Here is a 17,535-nt window from a genome sequence, read left to right as displayed (position 1 = left end):
GATCCGGACCGAGACCCGGACCGGACCCGGACCGAGCGGGACCGCCGGACCACAGGACCGCACGGAAACCCGGACCGGACCCAACCCGGACCAGACCGACACCCCCACCGGACCGCCCCGCCCCAGACCGAAACCCGGACCGGACCCGGACCGGACCCGGACCGCCGGACCACAGGACCGCACGGAAACCCGGACCGGACCCAACCCGGACCAGACCGACACCCCCACCGGACCGCCCCGCCCCGGACCGAAACCCGGACCACGTCAAACCCGGACCGACCCAGCTCGCCCCCGGACCGTCCGGGCAAAGGTGCATGCCGGACGGTCGGCCCGCCGGACCGGACCGCGTCGCCTGTCCGAGGCCCAGGTCGTCGAGCTGGTCCTCCCGGACGTCCCCGCAGTCCTGGCGGCCGAGGGGAACGAGCAGATCACCAGAACGCAGCTGCGAGGCATCATGCGCGCCCGCGGAATCCCCCTCGGCAACGAGCACATCGGTCCCGTCCTGACCGCGCTTCGGGCCGCCACCGCTCCCACCACATCCTCCGAAGGAGCCACCCGCCGATGAACACGTGCGACCGATTCACCGACCTGAAGGCCGGATACGAACGCGACATCACGTTCCTGCGCAACCACGCCACCCGTCACGCGGGCAGCACCGCCTCGAAGTCGAGCACGCGTCACGCCCTGGCCGTGAAGCAGAACATGGCCAAGGCCCTCACCCGCCATTACACGGGCTGCCCCCTGTGCGGGTGAGCTGCACCCCTGCCCGTACGGCGGCTCGGACCAGCACTCGGGCCGCCGCCCCGTTCCCGCACCTCGTCTCCCGGAAGGAGCCGAAACGCCGATGACCTCAGCTGAGAACCCGCGCGAAGCGGGTCAGGACCAGCCCGTCAGACCGGCCGAGTCCCCCGAACGTGACCACCGTTCGCCTGACACCAACTCGCTCCCAGGAGGAGCAAGTTATCCCTTTGGACACTCCACCATCGGCGGAGTGTCCAAAGGGTTCCCTGCCCCTGGGGGGCAGGGCCTCGTCCGGCGCCGGGGGACGCCTGACGAGGAGGCTGCGACCAAGGACGGATCGCAGCCAGGAGGGGACCAACAGCCCACGCACGAAACCGCATCTGCCGCGCCCGCAGCAGCCCGTACGCGACGCCGTACGTACAAGCGCCGTCAGCGCCCCAACGTGTGCAGCGTCCGTATGAGCGACGACGAGCTCGTGCTCGTCGCGACCGCTGCCAAGACAGCCGGCGTCACCCTCGCCGGCTTCTTCGCCCGCGCCGCCCTCACCGCCGCCCGCGATCCGCAGACCAGCGCCGCGGCCATCGCAGGGCGCCGCGAGATGGTCGCCGAGCTGTTCGCTGCCCGCCGGCACCTCGGACAGATCGGCAACAACCTGAACCAGCTGACCCGCGCGATCAACTCCGGTGCCCAGCCGCCCGACGCCCAGCTCGACGCCGTACTCGACGCGGTCCACGGCGCCTCCGCTCGTGTCCAGGGCGCCACCGACCACCTCCTCGAACACACCTAGGACTCCACACCACCATGGTCCCGAAGATCCACAAGCGCGGGCAGCGCACCATCGGCCTCCTCTACTACTTGTACGGGCCGGGCAAGGCCGAGGAGCACGTCGACCCGCACCTGGTGGCTTCCTGGGACCATGGCGCCCCCGACCCCGGCCGCGATGCCGAGGTCACGTACAAGCAGCTCCAGCAGCTCCTCGATCAGCCCCTGGCCCTGCTCGCCGAAGACGAACGGCCGGCGAAGCACGTGTGGCACCTGTCGGTGCGCAACGGCCCCACCGACCGGACCCTGTCCGACGAGGAATGGGGCGACGTCGCCCGCCGCATGGTCGCCGCCGCCGGCATCGACGACCCCGGCCAAGGCTCCGGCTGCCGCTGGGTCGCCGTACGGCACGCGGACGACCACATCCACATCCTGGCCACCCTGGTGCGTGAGGACGGCAACCGGCCGGACCTCGGCTTCGACGCCGTCCGCGTCCAGGCCGAAGCCCGCCGTCTGGAAGAGGAGCTGGGGCTGCGCCGTCTCAACCCCGGTGACGGCACCGCCGCCAAGCGGCCCACCAGCGCCGAACGCCACAAGGCCGCACGCCAGGGCCGCGAGCGCACCGCCCGCGAGGAACTCCGCGAGACTGTCCGACGGGCTGTGGCCGGAGCCGAGAGCGAGAAGGAGTTCTTCGACCGCCTGGGCGCCGCCGGCGTTCTGGTGCGCACGCGCGTCGCACCGTCCGGTGACCTCCTGGGGTACACGGTCGCGCTGCCCGGAGACGTCAACGCCCAAGGGGAACCGGTCTTCTACCCGGGCTCGAAGTTGGGCCCGGACCTGTCCCTGCCGCGGATCCGGGAGCGCTGGTCCGGCCGCCGGACCCACAGCCGGGCCGCTGAGCAGACGGTGCCGTCGGGGCCCGCATCGGCGCGGCGCCGGGCAAGCACGGCGCTGTGGCAGGCGGTGCTCGTCATGGACGGCGCGGACGACGCGGTAGCTGCGGCGTACATCGCGGCTGCCGGTGAGGTCCTGGACGCGCTCGCGAAGACGTCCGCCGCCCACACCCGGCGCGAACTGCAAGAAGCTGCCTTCGTGTTCGAGCGGGCCTCCCGCTCCCACGTGCGGGCCGAACGCGGTCATGACCGGGCTCTTCGTCAGGCTGCCCGTGACCTGGTCTACAGCGGTCCGGCGCTCGGGCGGGGGGAGGACGGAGCGACGACCGCGATGGTGATCGACGCCGTGTTCTTCCTGGTGACCGTGGCCGCGCACTGGCACGGGAAGAAGGCACACGCCCAGCAGGCCGCCGCCGCCCAGCTGGCCGCCGAGCATCTGCGCACGGCCTACCGGGCCGCCGCCGCGCAGCCGATGGGTGTGCTGGCCGTACGGGGCCGGTCGCTGGCTCTTCCGGTGCTGCGCCGCCAGGTCCTGCGGGTCCGGGAAGCATTGCCGTCGGCGTTGGCGGAGCAGGTCCTGGTGGAAGCCGGGTGGGCGGCGTTGGCGGCGACCCTGGCCGATGCCGAGGCGGCCGGGTACGACGCCACCGCCCTGCTGGCCGATGCGGCTGCCCGCCGGGAGCTGGCGAGCGCCGAGTCGGTGTCGGATGTGCTGGTGTGGCGGCTGCGCCGCGCCGCGGACCTGCCGGCCGACGCCCAGACGGCGCGCCTGCCCGACGGCGAATCCGTCCGGTCGGACCCCGCCGGGCGGAAGGCCGGGAACCCGGCCGCGAAGGGCCCTCAGCGCCGCCGGAGATGACCTGGCTTTCAGGAATTCGTGAGTTGCCGCAAATGGGGGCAGTGGGGCACGCTTCATGACCCGCCGCCGTGTGCGGGGAGCCAACTCTGGGAGGGGAGCCCAAGTGTTCGGTCGCAGGAAGGCGAAGCAGGAGCGTGGGGAGATGGGGCCGGCGGGTGTCCCGTGGCTGGCGTACCCGGAGCCGCAGTGGCCCGAGCCCGCCCAGCCGGCGCCCGAACCCGCTCCGGCCGCTCCGGTAGTGGACGACTTCCTGCCGCCGGACTTCCGGATGGACACCGACGACGAGCTGGCCGGCCGGTTCATGCCGTGGCGCCGCCCCCTGGTCGTCGACGGTGAGGTCCGCGCCTGCCCGCAGTGCCAGGCGTACCGGGACTGGGTCATCCTGTGCACCCAGGGCCGGATCTGGCTGCGCTGCCGCGCCGGCCACGAGACCCTGGAGCCCCGCCTGGACGTGGCCTGGTACAACCGCAACAGCGGCCCGAGCAACGGCAAGTTCGGCACCCTCGAGGAGGGCCTGCGCTCCCTCGACCATTGATCCGGCACCGCGCCCCTGAACCCCCTGTATCCCTGTCCTGCCGCTCCGAGGAGGCGGCAACGGTCAGCCCACTCGCATCCGACCCAGGGAACCCGTATGCGCCTGCGCCATTCCGCCATCCTCACCAGCACCTGTCTCGGTCTCTGGGCCCTGACTGGCTGTTCCGTCCCGCCCTCCGGCAGCGCGCCCGCCGCGCCGCAGGCGGAGACGCCCGTACCTGTGCGCGTTGACCACGACGTGCTGCCGTCGGAGCGGCTGGCGGAGCGGCTGCTCACCGCCGCCGATCTCGGCCCCGGTTACGCCGCCCGCCCCGCCGCAACCATGGCTTCGTCCGAGGCGTCCGTCGAGGGTTGTCCGCAGCTGGAGCAGCTGGGCAGCGCCGTGGACAACCCGTACTCGATGTTCCCGAACCAGGGGAAGCGGGTGTTCGCCGGCCCCGGTGGCACCCAGCTGACCGAGGAGCTGTACTCCGCACCGCCCAAGGACCTTTCCGCGGGTGCCGGGCGGATCATGACCGCGATGAGCGCCTGCCCGTCGTACCAGCTGGTCACCGCCACCACCGTGGCAGAGGTTCATACCCAGGCGGTGCCGGTGCCCCGTCTCGGTGACGAGCAGTGGGGGCAGGTCGTCACCGTCACCGCCGACGGGCGGCGCACTGTCGTACAGCAGACCGTGATTCGCGACGGGGCCGTGCTCCTGGTCGTCTCCGGCAGTCCTGCGGAAGTCACGGTCCACGGGCAGACCGCCCTGGCCAAGGCCACGGCGCGCTGAGCCTCCGCTTGGTCTGTCTCTCCGCCCGACTCACGTACACGCGCTGAGGCCGGGTGGGGCGTCGGTAGGCACTGCGACGGCCCGCTGGAGTCGCACATCGATCAATGACCGTAGTGAGACGCAAAAGGCCGACGGCCGGACCCAGAGGGGTCCGGCCGTCGGCATATCAGACAGTTGGTTGCACAGTGAGCTGGCCCTCGCTGCTCTCCGGCAAGGTGTGGCGGAGCACCGGTGCGGGCGAGGCTAGAGAGCCGGCGAAGGCCGCAACGAGATCATGCGGCGTGCTGGCGGAGAACATGGCGGCCCACAGGAGTCCGGCGCCCATCCTCGGTTCGCACCATGACTGCCAACCCGCCGCTTCCCCCTCGGGATCGAGGACGAGCGGGTCGCCGTCCTGGATGCCCTCGTCCGGCAGCGTCGTGAAGGCCATGCTGGCGGCCAGCCGCGGGTCGGACATGGCGGCGGGGGTATCGATGTCGCGGACCCAGCCGCCGCCGGCCAACGCGTCGAGCACCGCCTGCGGTCCGGCGTAGCCGTGGGCGGGATCCGGGCGGTCCTCCAGGGCGAACAGGAAGTCGGTGACGACCTCGTGCGGGGTGCCGGCGGAGAAGTACGCATTCCACTGGGGAAGGCTCGCGGGAGTGGCGCGGGCAGAGACCGTCCATGCCACCGGCTGGTCACCCAGGAGGATAGGCTCGTCGGCCAGTACCCACTGCGCCCAGCTCAGTGCGTCCGGAGCAACATACAGAACGGTGCTGCGAAGAACCTGCCGAGCTTCGTCGGACTCGTCGGGTTCGCGCCGGCCCCGGACGAGGGTGAGGCTGGACCAGCCCGCAGCAATGAGGTGGGAACCGACCTGGTCGGCGAGGAGGCCGTCGTCACCGGCGAGATGGCGTGGGGTGACCCAGTACGCGGGATAAGAAGAGGAATCAAGAGACGGGGGCAGAAGTGCTCCTTGTCGTCAGGGGGTTTCGCGGCTCGCGCCGGCGCCGGAGACGGCGCGCAGCCGCCGTCCACGGGGCGGCGGCTCAACCGGAGGCATCCAGGTAAGGGCCTCGGCGACCGGCCTGGGGAGGTACCCGTACTGCACCGCCTGCGCGTCCTCGGCTAGGTAGACGATCGGTAGGCCGTCCTGGTCCGTGTCCGCGGTCACGGTGCCCATCTTGTGGGCCATGGGAACGAAGGGGTTGATCCCGAGCCGGACACGGGCGGAGGGGTCCGCCATGGACAGGTGTTTCATCAGCTCGGCGACGGTCATCTCGGCGCCGGGCTCGAGTTCGGGGGCCACGGTTCTCCTCACGGGCGGAAATCGCTGTGGTGGATGCGGATGTGCACCGCACGGCCTGCGGGAGCAGACCACGGGGGAAGAAGAGCCGCCAGAGGACGGGAGGCGAGGATCCCGGCCGCAAGGCGGCGTGGGTGCTACAGTCGGCGAGCGGTGGCGAGCACCTCGGAAACGGTGGCGGCCACGAGCCGTGCAGGGGTTTGCGGATCGAAGACGACGCGGTAGCCGGGAACCTTCGCGGTGCCGGTGACGGCGAGGACCCAGCCCTCCTCCTCGGCTCCGGGCCGTCCGTCGGGAAACCAACCGAGATACAGCCGTCCGTCAGCCGAAGAGATGTGGGTGTCGGCCCGGTCATCGACGATGAGGTTGAAGTCGCCGTTCGCCTCGGGGAAGCAGTCGATGACCTCGGTCGGCTGCCCCGGCCCCAGAAGCCAGCTATGCAAGCGCAACTTCTCGATCGTGGTGCGGAACCCGGCGTTCGATAGCTCCACCGTCACAAGCATCACCTCTCTGACCTGGGAAAATTCCGAATCTTGGGGAAGGTCGTCTAGGTTGACATGCACTGCAACGCTGCACCAGTCCTTGCGGGATCTTTCCTGTCTGCCACCGGCGAACTTGGCCTTGGGTAGGTGCTGTAGGTTCTCGGACTTCCCCGCGATCTAGCCGATCAGGGCCGCGAAACTGTCCTGCCAGCGGGCAGGAGACCACGATCAACAGCCGACGTACCAGTAGCCTCATCTGGTGACGACTTTCGACTGGTGCCGACACTGCGGCAACCACGGGCCGATGACCGAGGAGCACCTTCCGCCAAGAGCCGCGGGCAACCAGTCGCCCATCACCATGTACGACGAGCAAGGCGGAGCGCTGACGGTACTTCGGAGCTTCGAGCGCGGCCACACGATTCCGTCGCTCTGCGAGGCTCACAACAACAAGGCCAGTCAGCGAGGCCTGCCAGAGGCGTACGCGCTCTGGAGGAATGACACCATCGGCCACCTTCAGGAAGCTGCTGCGGCGTTCCACCATGTCAGTGGTCAGCCGCACAACGACCTGTTCTTCATTGCCGCCAGAGAGGGCGGCGCCTTCATGCTGCCGATGGAGCACGGCACAAAGCTCGGCTCAGAGCACATCACGAACTTGAATCCCGGCAAGATCGTTCGCCAGGTACTCGGCATGATGCTAGCCGTACAAGACACGCGCTACCTGCTGGATGCGCAGCCGCGGTTGGCCACTGCATACCACTCAGACGAGCCGACGTCGATCGAACCGTTCGCGCTGCACGTGGCGCTCGCCGACTCCGGCCTGTGCTACTTCCGAAACGTCGTGCGATCCGTGTCGGTCGGCCTCACCGGTCAGGGCACGAGCAGCACCGAGTTCTGGGCCGTCTCCTTCCCACCGTTCCTTATCTTCTTGACCAGTGGGCCGACGGCGCCCATCGAGGCAACTCGTATCGACCACTGGCTCGAATACCCGGTGGGCCGCGCGTTCACTAAGCGTGATCGGAAAGTACGCTACCCGATTGCCGACCCGCGCGAGCTACTTGTTGCCAAGCTCTACCAAGCCCGGCTGACGCTCGAAGAGATGGGTGGTTAATGCTGCAGCCCCGGACGGCCTGACCCCCCTGACTTGCCCAAGGAATCAATCTGGGCACGCGTGCTCACGTCGGCGTCTTGTCATGTCGATCACGGATGGCGGAGGATCAACCTCCGCGCGCACTTGCGCCCTGTCCCGAGGGGGGACTTCCTTGTTGCTTGCCCAGTCCTTGGGAACCACGGCCCTCCAGATCTTCCCGATCGCGGCTGCGACGACCGTACTGTTTACGTATCTACTGTCCGGGGTGAATGCGCGCCGCACGGAGTTCGGCAAGGCGGAGGCCGCCGCCGAGGTCGAGCTGCGCAAGGTCGTCCAGGCCATGCGCAACGAGGTCGAGTACGCGCACGCGGTGCTGACGGCACGCAGTACCTACGAACCGCGGCCGTTCTCCGGCGAGCGCCTGGAGATGTTTGCCGCGAAGGCGGTTGAGCAGGCTCGGAACTTGCGGAAGCGCAAGCAGCGGAAGGTCCGTCAGGCCCTGGTGGTGCTGATCGGCGAGTGGCGAGTACGGATGGCCGAGGACATCGGGGGCGCGATACTCGCGCACTCGGGGCAGATGGACGAGGCCAGCGTGGCTGGAGTGCCACATCTGAGTCCAGCCGACGCGCAGCGCGGTTGGTACACCACGTACGCAGGAAACGGCGGCGAGATTGGCGAGGCGGTGCTGTTCGAGCTGTCCCAGGCTCAGCTACCGGCCGATGTGTACCCGAAGGCGATCGCGGCCCTGGACCAGCTACTGGCCACGGTGGACGCCACGGTGGGATTGAACGGTCGCCCCTGATCCGCCTCGCACGATGACGGGACGGAACACAGACAGCCCCGGGAACCTGGCTGGTTCCCGGGGCTGATGGTGGTGAGGTTAGTTGTCGTCGGTGCGCCGGTGCTGGCCGGTGCCGGTCTCGCTCTCGTCATTCTTGCGGCGGCGTGCGGCGTAGACGGCGCCGCCTCCTGCGGCGAGGAGGAGGCCGCCGATTGCCAGGAGCCATCCATTGGTGCTGTCGGCGCCGGTGTGGGCGAGGGAGCCTTCGGGCTTGGCGTCGGGTGCGGTGGGGGTCGAGGTGGCGGTGCCTATCTCCGGGCTGCTGGAGGGGGATGCGGCGTCGGTCGGCTCCCCGGTGCCGGTCGAGGACGAGCTGGTCGGCGTGGGCTGGGCGGTGGGGTCGGCGGTGGGCTTGGCCGTCGGCTTCCCGGTCGGTTCCTCGGTGGGCTTGGTCGTGGCCGCGTTCGTGAAGGCCGCGTTGGTCTCGGCGCCGGGCTTGGCCATGATCTCGACCGGGGTGGTCTCCAGCCGGTAGCCGTCCGGGGCCTTGGTCTCGGTGGCGGTGTAAGCGCTGCCAGTCTTCTTGCCGACGGGGAGGGGGGCCTTGGCGGTGCCGTCCGGGCCGGTGGTGAGGGTGAAAGCGCCCTTGTCATCCTTGGCGTCCTTCGGGGCGATGTTGACGAGAGCTCCGGCGAGGCCCTTGTCTGTGGCTTTGTCGGTGACCTTGAGGGTGAGGCTGGCGGACCTGTACGGGTCGGTGATCGCCAGGACCTTGGGGTCACCGGGGGCGACGACGACATCCTGGTCGGGGACGGTGCCCAGCAGCGGGCTGCCGGAGGCGGTCTCCTTGAGGCGCACGACGCCGGGGGCGAGGTCGGAGAAGGTAAGGGTGCCGTCGGAGCCGGTCTTGCCCTCGGCGAGCGTCTTGCCCGCGGAGTCGAGCAGCTGGAAGGCAGCTCCGGGGACGGGCTGGCCTTCGGGGTCCGTCTTGACGATGCGCAGACCGGCCTTGTCCGCGGGTGCGGAATCGCCCTGGCCCTGGGGGGCTTCGGCGGACGGGGAGGGGGCTGCAGTGGCGGTGGTGGCCGGGCCGGCCAGGGCGGTGGCGGCGGTCAGGGCGAGCGCGGTGAACAGGAAGGGGCGGTGCTTCATGAGGGTTGCTCCGGGCGGGATCGTGCGGTGCGGGACGGTGTGGCGCGGGCTCCGAAATGCGGGCCCGGCAGCGCGAGGGGTCAGCTGGGGGCGTCGCCCGTACGGCGGCGGCGGTTGACCAGGTAGAGGCCGCCTCCTGCGGCGAGCAGGGTGGTGGCTCCGCCAGCCAGCCAGGTGGTGGCGTCGGCGCCGGTGTGGGCGAGGGAGCCGGGCGGCGTCGTCGGCGGGGTGGTGGCCGGGGGTGTCGCGGGCGGGGTGCTCGGGCTCGGCGGCGTGGTCGCGGTGGGCTTGTCGGCGAGGGTGACGGTGACGTCGGATCCGGGCCGGGCGGTGAACGCGATCGGTGAGGCGTCGAGTTGGTAGCCGTCGGGGGCCTTGGTCTCGCCGGCCCAGTAGCGGGTGCCCGCCTTGAGCGTGACGTCGAGGGGGACGGTCGCGGTGCCGTCGGTCCCGGTGGTGAGGCTGGTGATCACCTTGCCGGGGGTGTGCTTGCCGGTCTTGTCCGTCTCGTCGGCGCGGATGGCGATGACCGCGCCCGGCAGGGTCTTGCCGGTGTTCTTGTCGGTCTTCTTCACCGACAGGCGGGCCTTCTTGAACGGGTCGACGAGGTCGATGGGGTTGGCCTGGGCGGTGCGTCCGGCGGTGATCGTGATGGTCTGCTCGGGGACCAGGTCGTGGACGGGGCTCCCGGAGGAGGTCTCGCGCAGCCGGTAGGTGCCGGTGGGGAGCTTGTCGAAGACGAGGTTGCCCTGTTCATCGGTCTTGCCCGCGGCGACGTGCTTGCCGTCGGAGTCCAGGAGCTGGAACGCGGCGCCGACGAGGCGGGTGCCTTCGGGGTCCTTCTTGCGGATCGTCACGCCGCCGGTGGCCTCGCCGACGGTGACGGTGACGGAGTCCTTGACGCTGGTGGTGCCCCCGGCGAGCAGCATCCGCTGGGCGGCCGGGTTCTTGGGCGTGAGAACCTGCAGCCCGGTGGCGGGCAGCCCCTCGGCCGTTGCGGTGACGCTGGCGGTCCCGGGCTTCTCGGCGGTGAACTCCCAGGCGCCCGTGCCGTTGTCGTTCGTGGTGACCTTGCCGGAGGTGGTGCCGGAGCCCGACTCGGAGAGCGTGACGGCGACCTTGGGGACCGGCGTGCCGGCGGTGGTGGTGACCTTGACCGCGACGGTGACCTTCGTCCCGGCGGTGGTGGTCTTCACGGACGGCGTGATCTGGAGGGTGTAGGGGCCCGCGAGTTTCTTGGCCTCGGCGACGTAGCCCTGGGCGAGGGTGCGGGCGGTCGGAGAGACGACCGGATACGCCAGGCGCTGCTTCCCCCGGTCGCCGTCGAGAGCGTAGGTGCCGCCGGCCAGGTATTCGTACACCACGGCGTCGACTGCTGCGGCCTGGGCGTTGTCGCGGGTCTGCCCGTATTTGCCGATCACGTAGGCGGCCTGTGCCAGGTTCTCCTTGGTGACGGGCTTCCCTGTGACCGAGGACGTCCAGGACGGCACGGGCTGCGGGTCGCTGTAGCCTCCGGCGTCGGCCGGGCCTTTGCGTTCGGGGTCGGCGCAGTAGGTCTCGGTGTCGCCGTGGACGGCCGGGCCGGGCGGGCCGTAGGCGCCGATGTGGCTGGAGGCCGCGTGGCCTTCGGAGTCCGGGATGGTGTAGCCGGGGCCCAGTACCGCGGGGGCGTCCGGGGCGGCCACGGCCTGCGCGGGCAGCAGGGTGCCGGCGGCCAGGGCGGCGACGGCGACGGCCAGGTGAGCGGGTCGGGCGAGGCGAAGGCTCATAGGGGGAAGAGGTCCTGTCGGTGAAGAAGGGAATGAGGGTGTAGACGCTGGCGTGTCCGCGAATGCCGGGGTCGGCGGCAGCCGGGCGGGGTGATTGGCCTACCGAGCCCGGGCCGGGGAGGTCCGGGCCTGCGGCACCGGAGCCGTGAGGGGAGGCGGGCCGGTGCGTACCGGCGGGGCGCCGGGGATCCACAGGTGTACGTACTGGTCGATCGCGGCGCGCAGCCGGGTGACGTTGATACCGACCCAGGGCGCGTGCTCGCTGTGGTTCCAGTCGGTGACGGTGCCGTACCCGTCCTGGCCGGGCTTCTTGCCACGGCGGCGGTCGCGGACCTCGAAGGCGCCGTAGTCGGCGAAGCGCAGCACCGCGGTGTCGATCCGCCCCTGTTCCAGGTGTACGACCTGCAGGCGCAGCCCGTCGTAGCGCCCGGCGTAGATCGTGGGAGCGAAGTCGATACGCAGGCGCAGCGGGAGGTCCGGTACGGGTGCGGCGTAGTAGGCATCGCCCACGACGGCTGCCTCCGTGTACGGCAGCGTGAGGTGGTCGGCGAACAACTGCTCGGTGAACAGGGCCACAGGGCTTCCTCGTTGGTCGGTCAGCGCCGTGCGGCGAGGCGCGGGGGCAGGGCGGCGGAGGGGGTGGTGGCGGTGCTCCAGCGCGGAATGCTGCCGACCGGGACGGGCGGGCGGACTCCAAGGCGGGGGCGGAGGTCGCGGGGAGTCGGTACCGGCGGGCGGGGCGGCACGACGGGCTTGAGCTGGGCGCGGGCGGCGAGCTCGGGGTGGAGGCTCTCGCGCCAGCAGGCTGCGGGAGTCGGATCGGTGAAGGCTGCCGCTGTGGCGGCGATGAGGTGGGAGGGCGTACGGGGGCTGAAGGTGATCTCCGCGCGGGTGCCCCAGCCCGGCGGGCTGGCCCACAGCTGCGTCCCGTCCTCCAGGTCGCGGCGCGAGCGGTTGATGTAGAGCCCCGCGTTGCGGTCCGGGGCAGCCAGCTCCACGGTGCCGACCTCGGCGCCCGTGCGCTCCCAGCCGGCCGCGACCAGCGGTGCCACGCTGTCGGCCCAGTAGGGCGACGGGGCCGCGAGGAAGCGGTCCTGGCCGTCGGTCCAGTCCTGGGCGAGGGCGGTGGTCAGGGCCGCGACGAGCTCGGGCGGGGTGTTCTGGTTGACGATCGCGGTCCACTGGGGGCCGGAGACGGCGTCCGGCGCGGCGCTGATGGTCCACAGGTCGTAGTCGTCTCCGGCCCAGCCGATCCGGATGCGGTGGTCCGGGCTGGTCACGACGAGCTGGTGCGGGCCTTCGTCGAGGTGGTGGTGGGGCCAGTGCGCGACGGGCGCGAAGCCGGCATCGCCGTAGCCGGGTGATCCGGCGAGATATCGGGGCGTGACGTGAACATCGCCGTCCACGGGAGTATCGGTGGTTCGGGGGGCGGGTGCGGGCAAGGGCGTCTCCTGGCGGAAGGGGTGGCGGTCAGCGGGCGGCGAGGGCAGCGGTGGCGGCGAGTACCGGGCGGGGCACGATCGCGGAGGGCAGGACGACGTCCGGCCTGCGGATGGCGGCCAGGTCGGCGAGGACCTCGCGCTTGGCCTGGGTGCGCAGGGCCGGGGTGAAGACGTCCTCCTCGAGCCTGCCGTCCGCGGTGGCATACGGGCGGAGCCGGGCCAGGATGCGGGCGGCGGCGGCCGGGTGCTCGGCGACGAGGCGGTCGAGGGCCGCGTCCAGGGCCTGGAATCGCAGGTCGCGGTCGGGAGCGGCGCGGCGCCGGTCGGTGACCGTCCCCGCGTACTGGTGGATCAGGCGGGTGTGTTCGGCCCGTCGCTGCCAGATCGCGACCAGGAACCGGCGCGCGTTGAGGATCTTGAAGGCGTCCTGTTCGGGCAGGTGGAAGAAGTCGCCGGGCAGGGCACCCAGGGCGGAGGGGCTGGAGGCGCGGGCCAACGGCACGGTCAGGGTGGCGAGTTCCTCCAGTGCCGTGTTCCAGCGCCGCTGCAGCAGCGGGTGGCGCAGCGCGGGGTCACGGTCGTTCTGGTCGCGCGCGTCGTCGGCGACGGCGCTGCGGAACGCCACAACTCCCCTGGCCAGCAGCTGCTCGACGCCCGGCGTGCTGGGGGCGGTGAGGTGGCCGCCGGCCCAGCCTTCCTCGATCGTGTCGAAGATGTCCTTGGCGTGCGGGCGGGCGGGCAGGCCGGCAGCGGCCTGGGCCTGGGCGAGGAGCTGGGTGAAGCGGGCGGGGTAGGCGTGGGCGAGCCAGCCGCGGGCGGTGGTGACCGTGTCGGTAGACGCGGTCCCCTCGGCAGCGTCGCGCGTACGGCTCTCGGCTCGGCGCAGCGCGGCGGCTTCCCGGTGGACCTGGTGGAGGGCGGTGCGTACCTGCCGCAGCTGGCGGGAGGTACGGGCAGTGCGCGGGTCTCGGCGGTAGGTCATCCGCTCGACGGCGACCTGCAGGTCGCCCTCGGCGAAGGTGAGCGCATCGCGCAGGTCGTGGAGGCGGCCGGGAGCGTGGAGGAGGTCGTGCTGGGCGGGGCGCAGGTGGCCGGCGGCGTCGGCTATCGCGGCCGTCACCAGGTGATCGAAGCGGTCCTGCAGGTAGTCGGAGAACGCCGTGTCGTCGAGGTCGGCGACTTCGCGCAGGCGGAGGCGTCGGTGCTGCGGCTGGGGAGCGTCGGAGGTCGCGGGCATGGTGGTCCTTTTCGAGGGTTGGCGGCTGAAGCGTTCAGGCGGGGAGCGGGCGGCGGGTGGCCGGATGGGTGCGGAGTTTCGCGAAGGACACGGCAAGTCCTGCGGCCTGCAGGACGGCGCAGGCGGTGATGGCGTGGCCGAGGAGGTCGGGCGGGGTGAGCGCGACCAGGGCTCCGGCGAGGGGGAACGGCGCGAGTAGCAGCAGGATGATCAAGCTGAGGGTGCTGCCGAAAACTTCGGCGGGGACGAGGTGGGCGCGCAGGGTGCGCAGCACCACGGTCATGCCCGCCTCGCCTGCCATCAGCAGCGCCACCAGGACCAGGAAGGTGGTGTAGGTGTCGGCGGCTGCCAGTGCCAGGCAGGCCAGGGAGGCGAGGGCTGCTGCGGTGGCGCCGACCGGCCACAGGCCGGCTCGGTCGATCGCGAACCGGGCGAGGGCGACCATGGCCAGGGAGGCGACGGCGGCGGCCGACCAGACGAGGCCGACCTGGCTGCTGGTGCCGCCGAGCTGCTGGATGACCAGGACGGGACCGGCGGCCTGCACGAGGCCGATCGCGGTGTTGGACAGCACCAGTCCGACGCACAGCCAGCCCAGCGCGGGCAGCGAGCGCAGGGTCCGCCAGCCGATCCGGAGTCCCTGGGCGACGGGGACCGGGGCGTCCTGGGGCCAGGCGGGGCGCTGGCGCGGGGCCAGGGCCGCGCCGAGCAGGGAGCAGACGGCGATGGTCAGGAGCATGCCGGTGGCCCCGGTGTACTGCAGCAGGACACCGGCCAGGGCCGGGCCGGCCAGTGTGGCGCCCTGGTCGATGCCGAGCAGGACGGCCTGGACGCGGTGGGCGTGGCCTCCGGCGTCCCGGCTGGCGGCGCCGCCGGCGGTCTCGGCCGCGATGTAGGAGAACTCCGTGAGGACGCCGGTCAACGCGGCGAGCAGCATGACCGTGGCGATGGCGGCGGTGCCGCCGACGGTGGGGAGCACGAGGGCGGCGGCCAGGACGACGAGCGCGCGCAGGACCGAGGCGATGCGCAGGACCCGGGTGCTGCCGAAGCGGTCCACGGCGGCGCCGGCGAGGGCGAACGCGCCGAGGCGGGGCACCCATTCGAGCATGAAGGCGATGCCGGTCAGGGTGGCCGAGTCGGTGACGGCCAGGACCAGCAGCGGGATGCCGTACGTGCTCATGGCGAAGGCACCGGCATCGGCGGTGCGCGGGACATAGACACCGCGGACGGGCCCGAATGCGGGGACGCGGACGTGTCGGCCGGTAGGTGGCCGCAGGGCGGCGTGCTTGGGAGGCATCGTGTTTCCGGGGAGGTGGGACGGATACGTTCGGGGGCCGGATCGTCGGGGTAGTGACCGTCGGTCCGGGCGGTAACGGCCGTTAGTGGCCGGGTCCGTGAGCGGGCGCAGGGAATGCGTCGTGCGGGAGTGGGGTGTGCTGCCGGGAGCGGCGCGGGCGCCGGTGGCGGCCCAGGCGGCGGCCGGGGCCGAGCTTGGGCCGGGCGACGATCAGCACGGTCAGCGCGGTGGCGGCGCCTGCCGCGGGCAGGGAGGCGAGGATCTGCGGGCTGTCCGAGAGGGCTCCGGCGAGCGCGGTGCCGGCGGCCTGTCCCGTACCAACGGAGAGGATCAGCCAGGCATACGCCTCGGTGGTGCGGGAGGTGGGGGCCAGGGCGTCCACCACGTGGAACCCGTTGGTGATGATCAAGGTGAGGAACAGGCCCGGTATCCCGGCGAGGGCGACGGCCGCTCGGGGGCCGGGGTCGGCCAGCAGGGGCAGCCAGCCGAGAAGGAACAGCGTGCTGGTGGTGATCAGTTGGGTGGTCGTGGTGCCGGGCCACGTCCTGCGGGCATAGACGAGACCGCCCAGGAAGCTGCCGGTGGAGAACGCGGCTGGCAGCACCCCGGAGAGCGTGGCCATCTGGTGCGTGGCGGCCATGTCCGCAGCCCAGACGTTCATCGCGCCGAGCGCGAAGCCGGTCCCCGCCAGTGCGGTGAACAGCAGGACCAGGCCCGCGCTCATCAGCCGTCCGGTGCCCGCAGGCCCGTCTGCGGCCGGGCGCCAATATCGAGAGGGGCCCGCACTCAGGACGATGGCCGACCCGGCGAGCCCCAGGGCCGCGGTGGCCCACAGGGCAATGTCGGGGTTGTGCGCGGTCGCCAGCCACGAGGCGAGGAGGGGACCCACGATGTAGAGGAGCCCTTGGGAGCCGGTATCCAGGGCCTGCACGACGCGGCGGCGCCCGGCATCGGGCAGGACCGTCGGCCACAACGCACGGAGGCCGGCCTCCAGCGGCGGGGTGATCAGCCCCGCGAACCCCACGACCGCGGTCACGGCCACCGGCTGTCCGGCCGCCCCGATCCACGGGAGCGCCACCAGACAGGAGGAGTTGAGCAGGACGGCCGGAACGGAGACACGGGTCTGCCCGTACTTGTCCATCAGGCGGCCCTTGAGCGGCTGCGAGAGCCCCGAGGCCAGCCCGTAGATCGCGGCGAGGAGTCCGGCGAAGGCCAGCGACCCACCGCCCGCGCTGATCCACAAGACCAACGAGACGGGAACCATGCCGTTGGGCAGGCGCCCGATCAGGGTGCCGCCCAGCAGGCGGGCCACGTACCGGCTGCCCAGTACGGCCCCGTACGTGGCCGATGGAGCGGTTGCGGTCGAGCGAGCGGTCAACGGGCGGGGCTTTCCATCAGGGCTCAGCGCCAGGGCGCCGGGAGCGAAGGGGGTACCGGCGGCGGGCGGCCGGAAGGTGGCAGGGAGCAGGTGGGGTTCATCGGCTCGGGCCGGTGGTGGCTGCGGAGAACAGCTCGCCGGGCCGCCAGGCGGTGGCCGGGGCGGGGGCCGGCGGCTGGCGCACGGCGACGGCCTGGCTGGCCTTTCGGGCCTGGTGGGCTGCCCACTGCCCGGAGCGGGCGGCGGCCGGGATGCGGGGCGTGCCCCACACGGGATGGGTCTCGGCGTCCGGGAGCTGACGGGCGGTGGCCCACGTCGAAAGGGCCCGGTAGATCGGGGCGAGGGCCTGGCCCGGGGCGGTCAGCTGCAGGGAGGCGACGTCATCGCGGGAGACGGAGACGATGCCGTCGTCGATGAGCCGGCGGATCGGCGAGTAGATCGCGCTGGGGCTGTGGTCGGCCATCGCTTCGGCGGAGAGCGCGGCCATGGTCGTGGTCCCGCGGGCCTTGATGGTCCACAGCAGCACGGTGGCGTGCCGGTGGCCGATCACGGCGAGGGTGTCCTCGGCGTTCTGCGCGGCCGGGATCCGCTCCGGTTCGGTCTTCCCGGTCACGCTGTTGAGGACGAGGTTCTTCTCCAGGTGCGCATCGCCCCAGCCGGCCAGGGCAGTCAGGGACGGCATCAGGTCCCGGCCGCGGGCGGTCAGGCCGTAAGTGACGTGCAGGCGGGTCTGGGCAGTGCGTTCGACGAGTCCGGCCTCGGACAGCGCCCGCAGACGGGGGTGGAGCTGGCCGTCGCCGAGCCACGGCAGGTGCTCCTTGAGCTTGGTGTAGCGCAGCGGGCCGGGCTGGGAGGCCAAGGTCATCAGCACCCACACGCTCCAGCGCGGCGCGATCATCTCCAGCGCCTCGGCAACGCGGGGCAGGTCGGTCGAAGGCAGGCGGGCAGCAGCCATGGCGGGAACTCCAGACGGGCGGGATGGTGGAGAAGAAGGAAGAGGGGGTCAGCGCGAGCGGGCGGGCTCGGTGGTCGCGGCACGAGGCGGGGCCGGGGAGACGGCCAGGGCC

At 71.8% G+C, this 17,535-nt stretch carries 19 protein-coding genes; 8 read left to right on the top strand and 11 right to left on the bottom strand.

The features are described from left to right. Positions 1 to 310: 310 nt before the first annotated feature. The 6 genes from ACFWP3_RS39015 (at position 311) to ACFWP3_RS38990 (ending at position 4,561) form a co-directional block, all read left to right on the top strand. Positions 311 to 565, top strand: a complete 255-nt coding sequence (locus ACFWP3_RS39015; RefSeq protein WP_384231050.1) for a hypothetical protein — start codon at positions 311 to 313, stop codon at positions 563 to 565. Next, positions 562 to 753, top strand: a complete 192-nt coding sequence (locus tag ACFWP3_RS39010) for a hypothetical protein (RefSeq protein WP_384231048.1) — start codon at positions 562 to 564, stop codon at positions 751 to 753. The genes ACFWP3_RS39015 and ACFWP3_RS39010 overlap by 4 nt, the downstream gene beginning before the upstream one ends. Before the next feature lie 91 nt (positions 754 to 844). Next, the gene (locus tag ACFWP3_RS39005; protein WP_384231045.1) at positions 845 to 1,528 is read left to right on the top strand and encodes a plasmid mobilization protein; all 684 of its coding nucleotides are present in this window, start codon (positions 845 to 847) and stop codon (positions 1,526 to 1,528) included. Positions 1,529 to 1,542: 14 nt separating this feature from the next. Next, a complete protein-coding gene (locus ACFWP3_RS39000) occupies positions 1,543 to 3,255 on the top strand; it encodes a mobilization protein (protein WP_384231043.1) in 1,713 nt (570 codons plus the stop codon). Positions 3,256 to 3,358: 103 nt separating this feature from the next. After that, positions 3,359 to 3,790 (top strand): hypothetical protein, encoded by a 432-nt coding sequence (locus tag ACFWP3_RS38995; RefSeq protein ID WP_384231041.1) that lies wholly within the window; start codon positions 3,359 to 3,361, stop codon positions 3,788 to 3,790. Positions 3,791 to 3,886: 96 nt separating this feature from the next. Continuing rightward, the gene (locus ACFWP3_RS38990; RefSeq protein ID WP_384231039.1) at positions 3,887 to 4,561 is read left to right on the top strand and encodes a hypothetical protein; all 675 of its coding nucleotides are present in this window, start codon (positions 3,887 to 3,889) and stop codon (positions 4,559 to 4,561) included. 166 nt (positions 4,562 to 4,727) lie between these two features. On the opposite strand, the gene ACFWP3_RS38985 is transcribed toward ACFWP3_RS38990, so the two are convergent. From ACFWP3_RS38985 to ACFWP3_RS38975, 3 genes are all read right to left on the bottom strand, one after another. Next, complete coding sequence (locus ACFWP3_RS38985) at positions 4,728 to 5,288, bottom strand: DUF317 domain-containing protein (protein WP_384231055.1); 561 nt, start codon at positions 5,286 to 5,288, stop codon at positions 4,728 to 4,730. A gap of 234 nt (positions 5,289 to 5,522) precedes the next feature. Then, on the bottom strand, positions 5,523 to 5,849 hold the full coding sequence (locus tag ACFWP3_RS38980) for a hypothetical protein (protein WP_384231036.1): 327 nt from the start codon (positions 5,847 to 5,849) through the stop codon (positions 5,523 to 5,525). A 134-nt stretch (positions 5,850 to 5,983) separates the two neighbouring features. Beyond that, positions 5,984 to 6,349 carry a DUF317 domain-containing protein gene (locus tag ACFWP3_RS38975; RefSeq protein ID WP_384231052.1) on the bottom strand — a complete coding sequence of 122 codons (366 nt, stop codon included), beginning with the start codon at positions 6,347 to 6,349 and terminating at the stop codon, positions 5,984 to 5,986. A gap of 238 nt (positions 6,350 to 6,587) precedes the next feature. Between ACFWP3_RS38975 and ACFWP3_RS38970 the strand changes: the two genes are divergently transcribed. Beyond that, positions 6,588 to 7,436, top strand: a complete 849-nt coding sequence (locus tag ACFWP3_RS38970; protein ID WP_384231035.1) for a hypothetical protein — start codon at positions 6,588 to 6,590, stop codon at positions 7,434 to 7,436. 151 nt (positions 7,437 to 7,587) lie between these two features. Beyond that, positions 7,588 to 8,217: a hypothetical protein gene (locus ACFWP3_RS38965; RefSeq protein WP_384231032.1), complete on the top strand. Its 630-nt coding sequence runs from the start codon at positions 7,588 to 7,590 to the stop codon at positions 8,215 to 8,217. Between the two features lie 78 nt (positions 8,218 to 8,295). On the opposite strand, the gene ACFWP3_RS38960 is transcribed toward ACFWP3_RS38965, so the two are convergent. The 8 genes from ACFWP3_RS38960 to ACFWP3_RS38925 form a co-directional block, all read right to left on the bottom strand. Continuing rightward, on the bottom strand, positions 8,296 to 9,348 hold the full coding sequence (locus tag ACFWP3_RS38960) for a collagen binding domain-containing protein (protein ID WP_384231030.1): 1,053 nt from the start codon (positions 9,346 to 9,348) through the stop codon (positions 8,296 to 8,298). 80 nt (positions 9,349 to 9,428) lie between these two features. Beyond that, positions 9,429 to 11,117: a SpaA isopeptide-forming pilin-related protein gene (locus tag ACFWP3_RS38955; protein WP_384231027.1), complete on the bottom strand. Its 1,689-nt coding sequence runs from the start codon at positions 11,115 to 11,117 to the stop codon at positions 9,429 to 9,431. Between the two features lie 99 nt (positions 11,118 to 11,216). Then, positions 11,217 to 11,693: a hypothetical protein gene (locus ACFWP3_RS38950; protein WP_384231025.1), complete on the bottom strand. Its 477-nt coding sequence runs from the start codon at positions 11,691 to 11,693 to the stop codon at positions 11,217 to 11,219. Positions 11,694 to 11,713: 20 nt separating this feature from the next. Then, positions 11,714 to 12,523, bottom strand: a complete 810-nt coding sequence (locus tag ACFWP3_RS38945; protein WP_384231023.1) for a DUF317 domain-containing protein — start codon at positions 12,521 to 12,523, stop codon at positions 11,714 to 11,716. 64 nt (positions 12,524 to 12,587) lie between these two features. Continuing rightward, positions 12,588 to 13,796 carry a hypothetical protein gene (locus ACFWP3_RS38940; protein WP_384231021.1) on the bottom strand — a complete coding sequence of 403 codons (1,209 nt, stop codon included), beginning with the start codon at positions 13,794 to 13,796 and terminating at the stop codon, positions 12,588 to 12,590. 34 nt (positions 13,797 to 13,830) lie between these two features. Continuing rightward, positions 13,831 to 15,090, bottom strand: a complete 1,260-nt coding sequence (locus tag ACFWP3_RS38935) for an MFS transporter (RefSeq protein ID WP_384231019.1) — start codon at positions 15,088 to 15,090, stop codon at positions 13,831 to 13,833. Between the two features lie 82 nt (positions 15,091 to 15,172). After that, complete coding sequence (locus ACFWP3_RS38930; protein WP_384231017.1) at positions 15,173 to 16,468, bottom strand: MFS transporter; 1,296 nt, start codon at positions 16,466 to 16,468, stop codon at positions 15,173 to 15,175. 97 nt (positions 16,469 to 16,565) lie between these two features. After that, entirely contained in the window at positions 16,566 to 17,423 is an 858-nt protein-coding gene (locus ACFWP3_RS38925; protein WP_384231014.1) for a winged helix-turn-helix transcriptional regulator, read from the bottom strand. Positions 17,424 to 17,535: the final 112 nt, after the last annotated feature.

It is taken from the genome of Streptomyces sp. NPDC058525 (assembly GCF_042719495.1).
Classification (GTDB): Bacteria; Actinomycetota; Actinomycetes; order Streptomycetales; family Streptomycetaceae; genus Streptomyces.
Note: the sequence above shows the minus strand (reverse complement) of the source record. Positions and strands in the feature narration are given on the sequence as shown.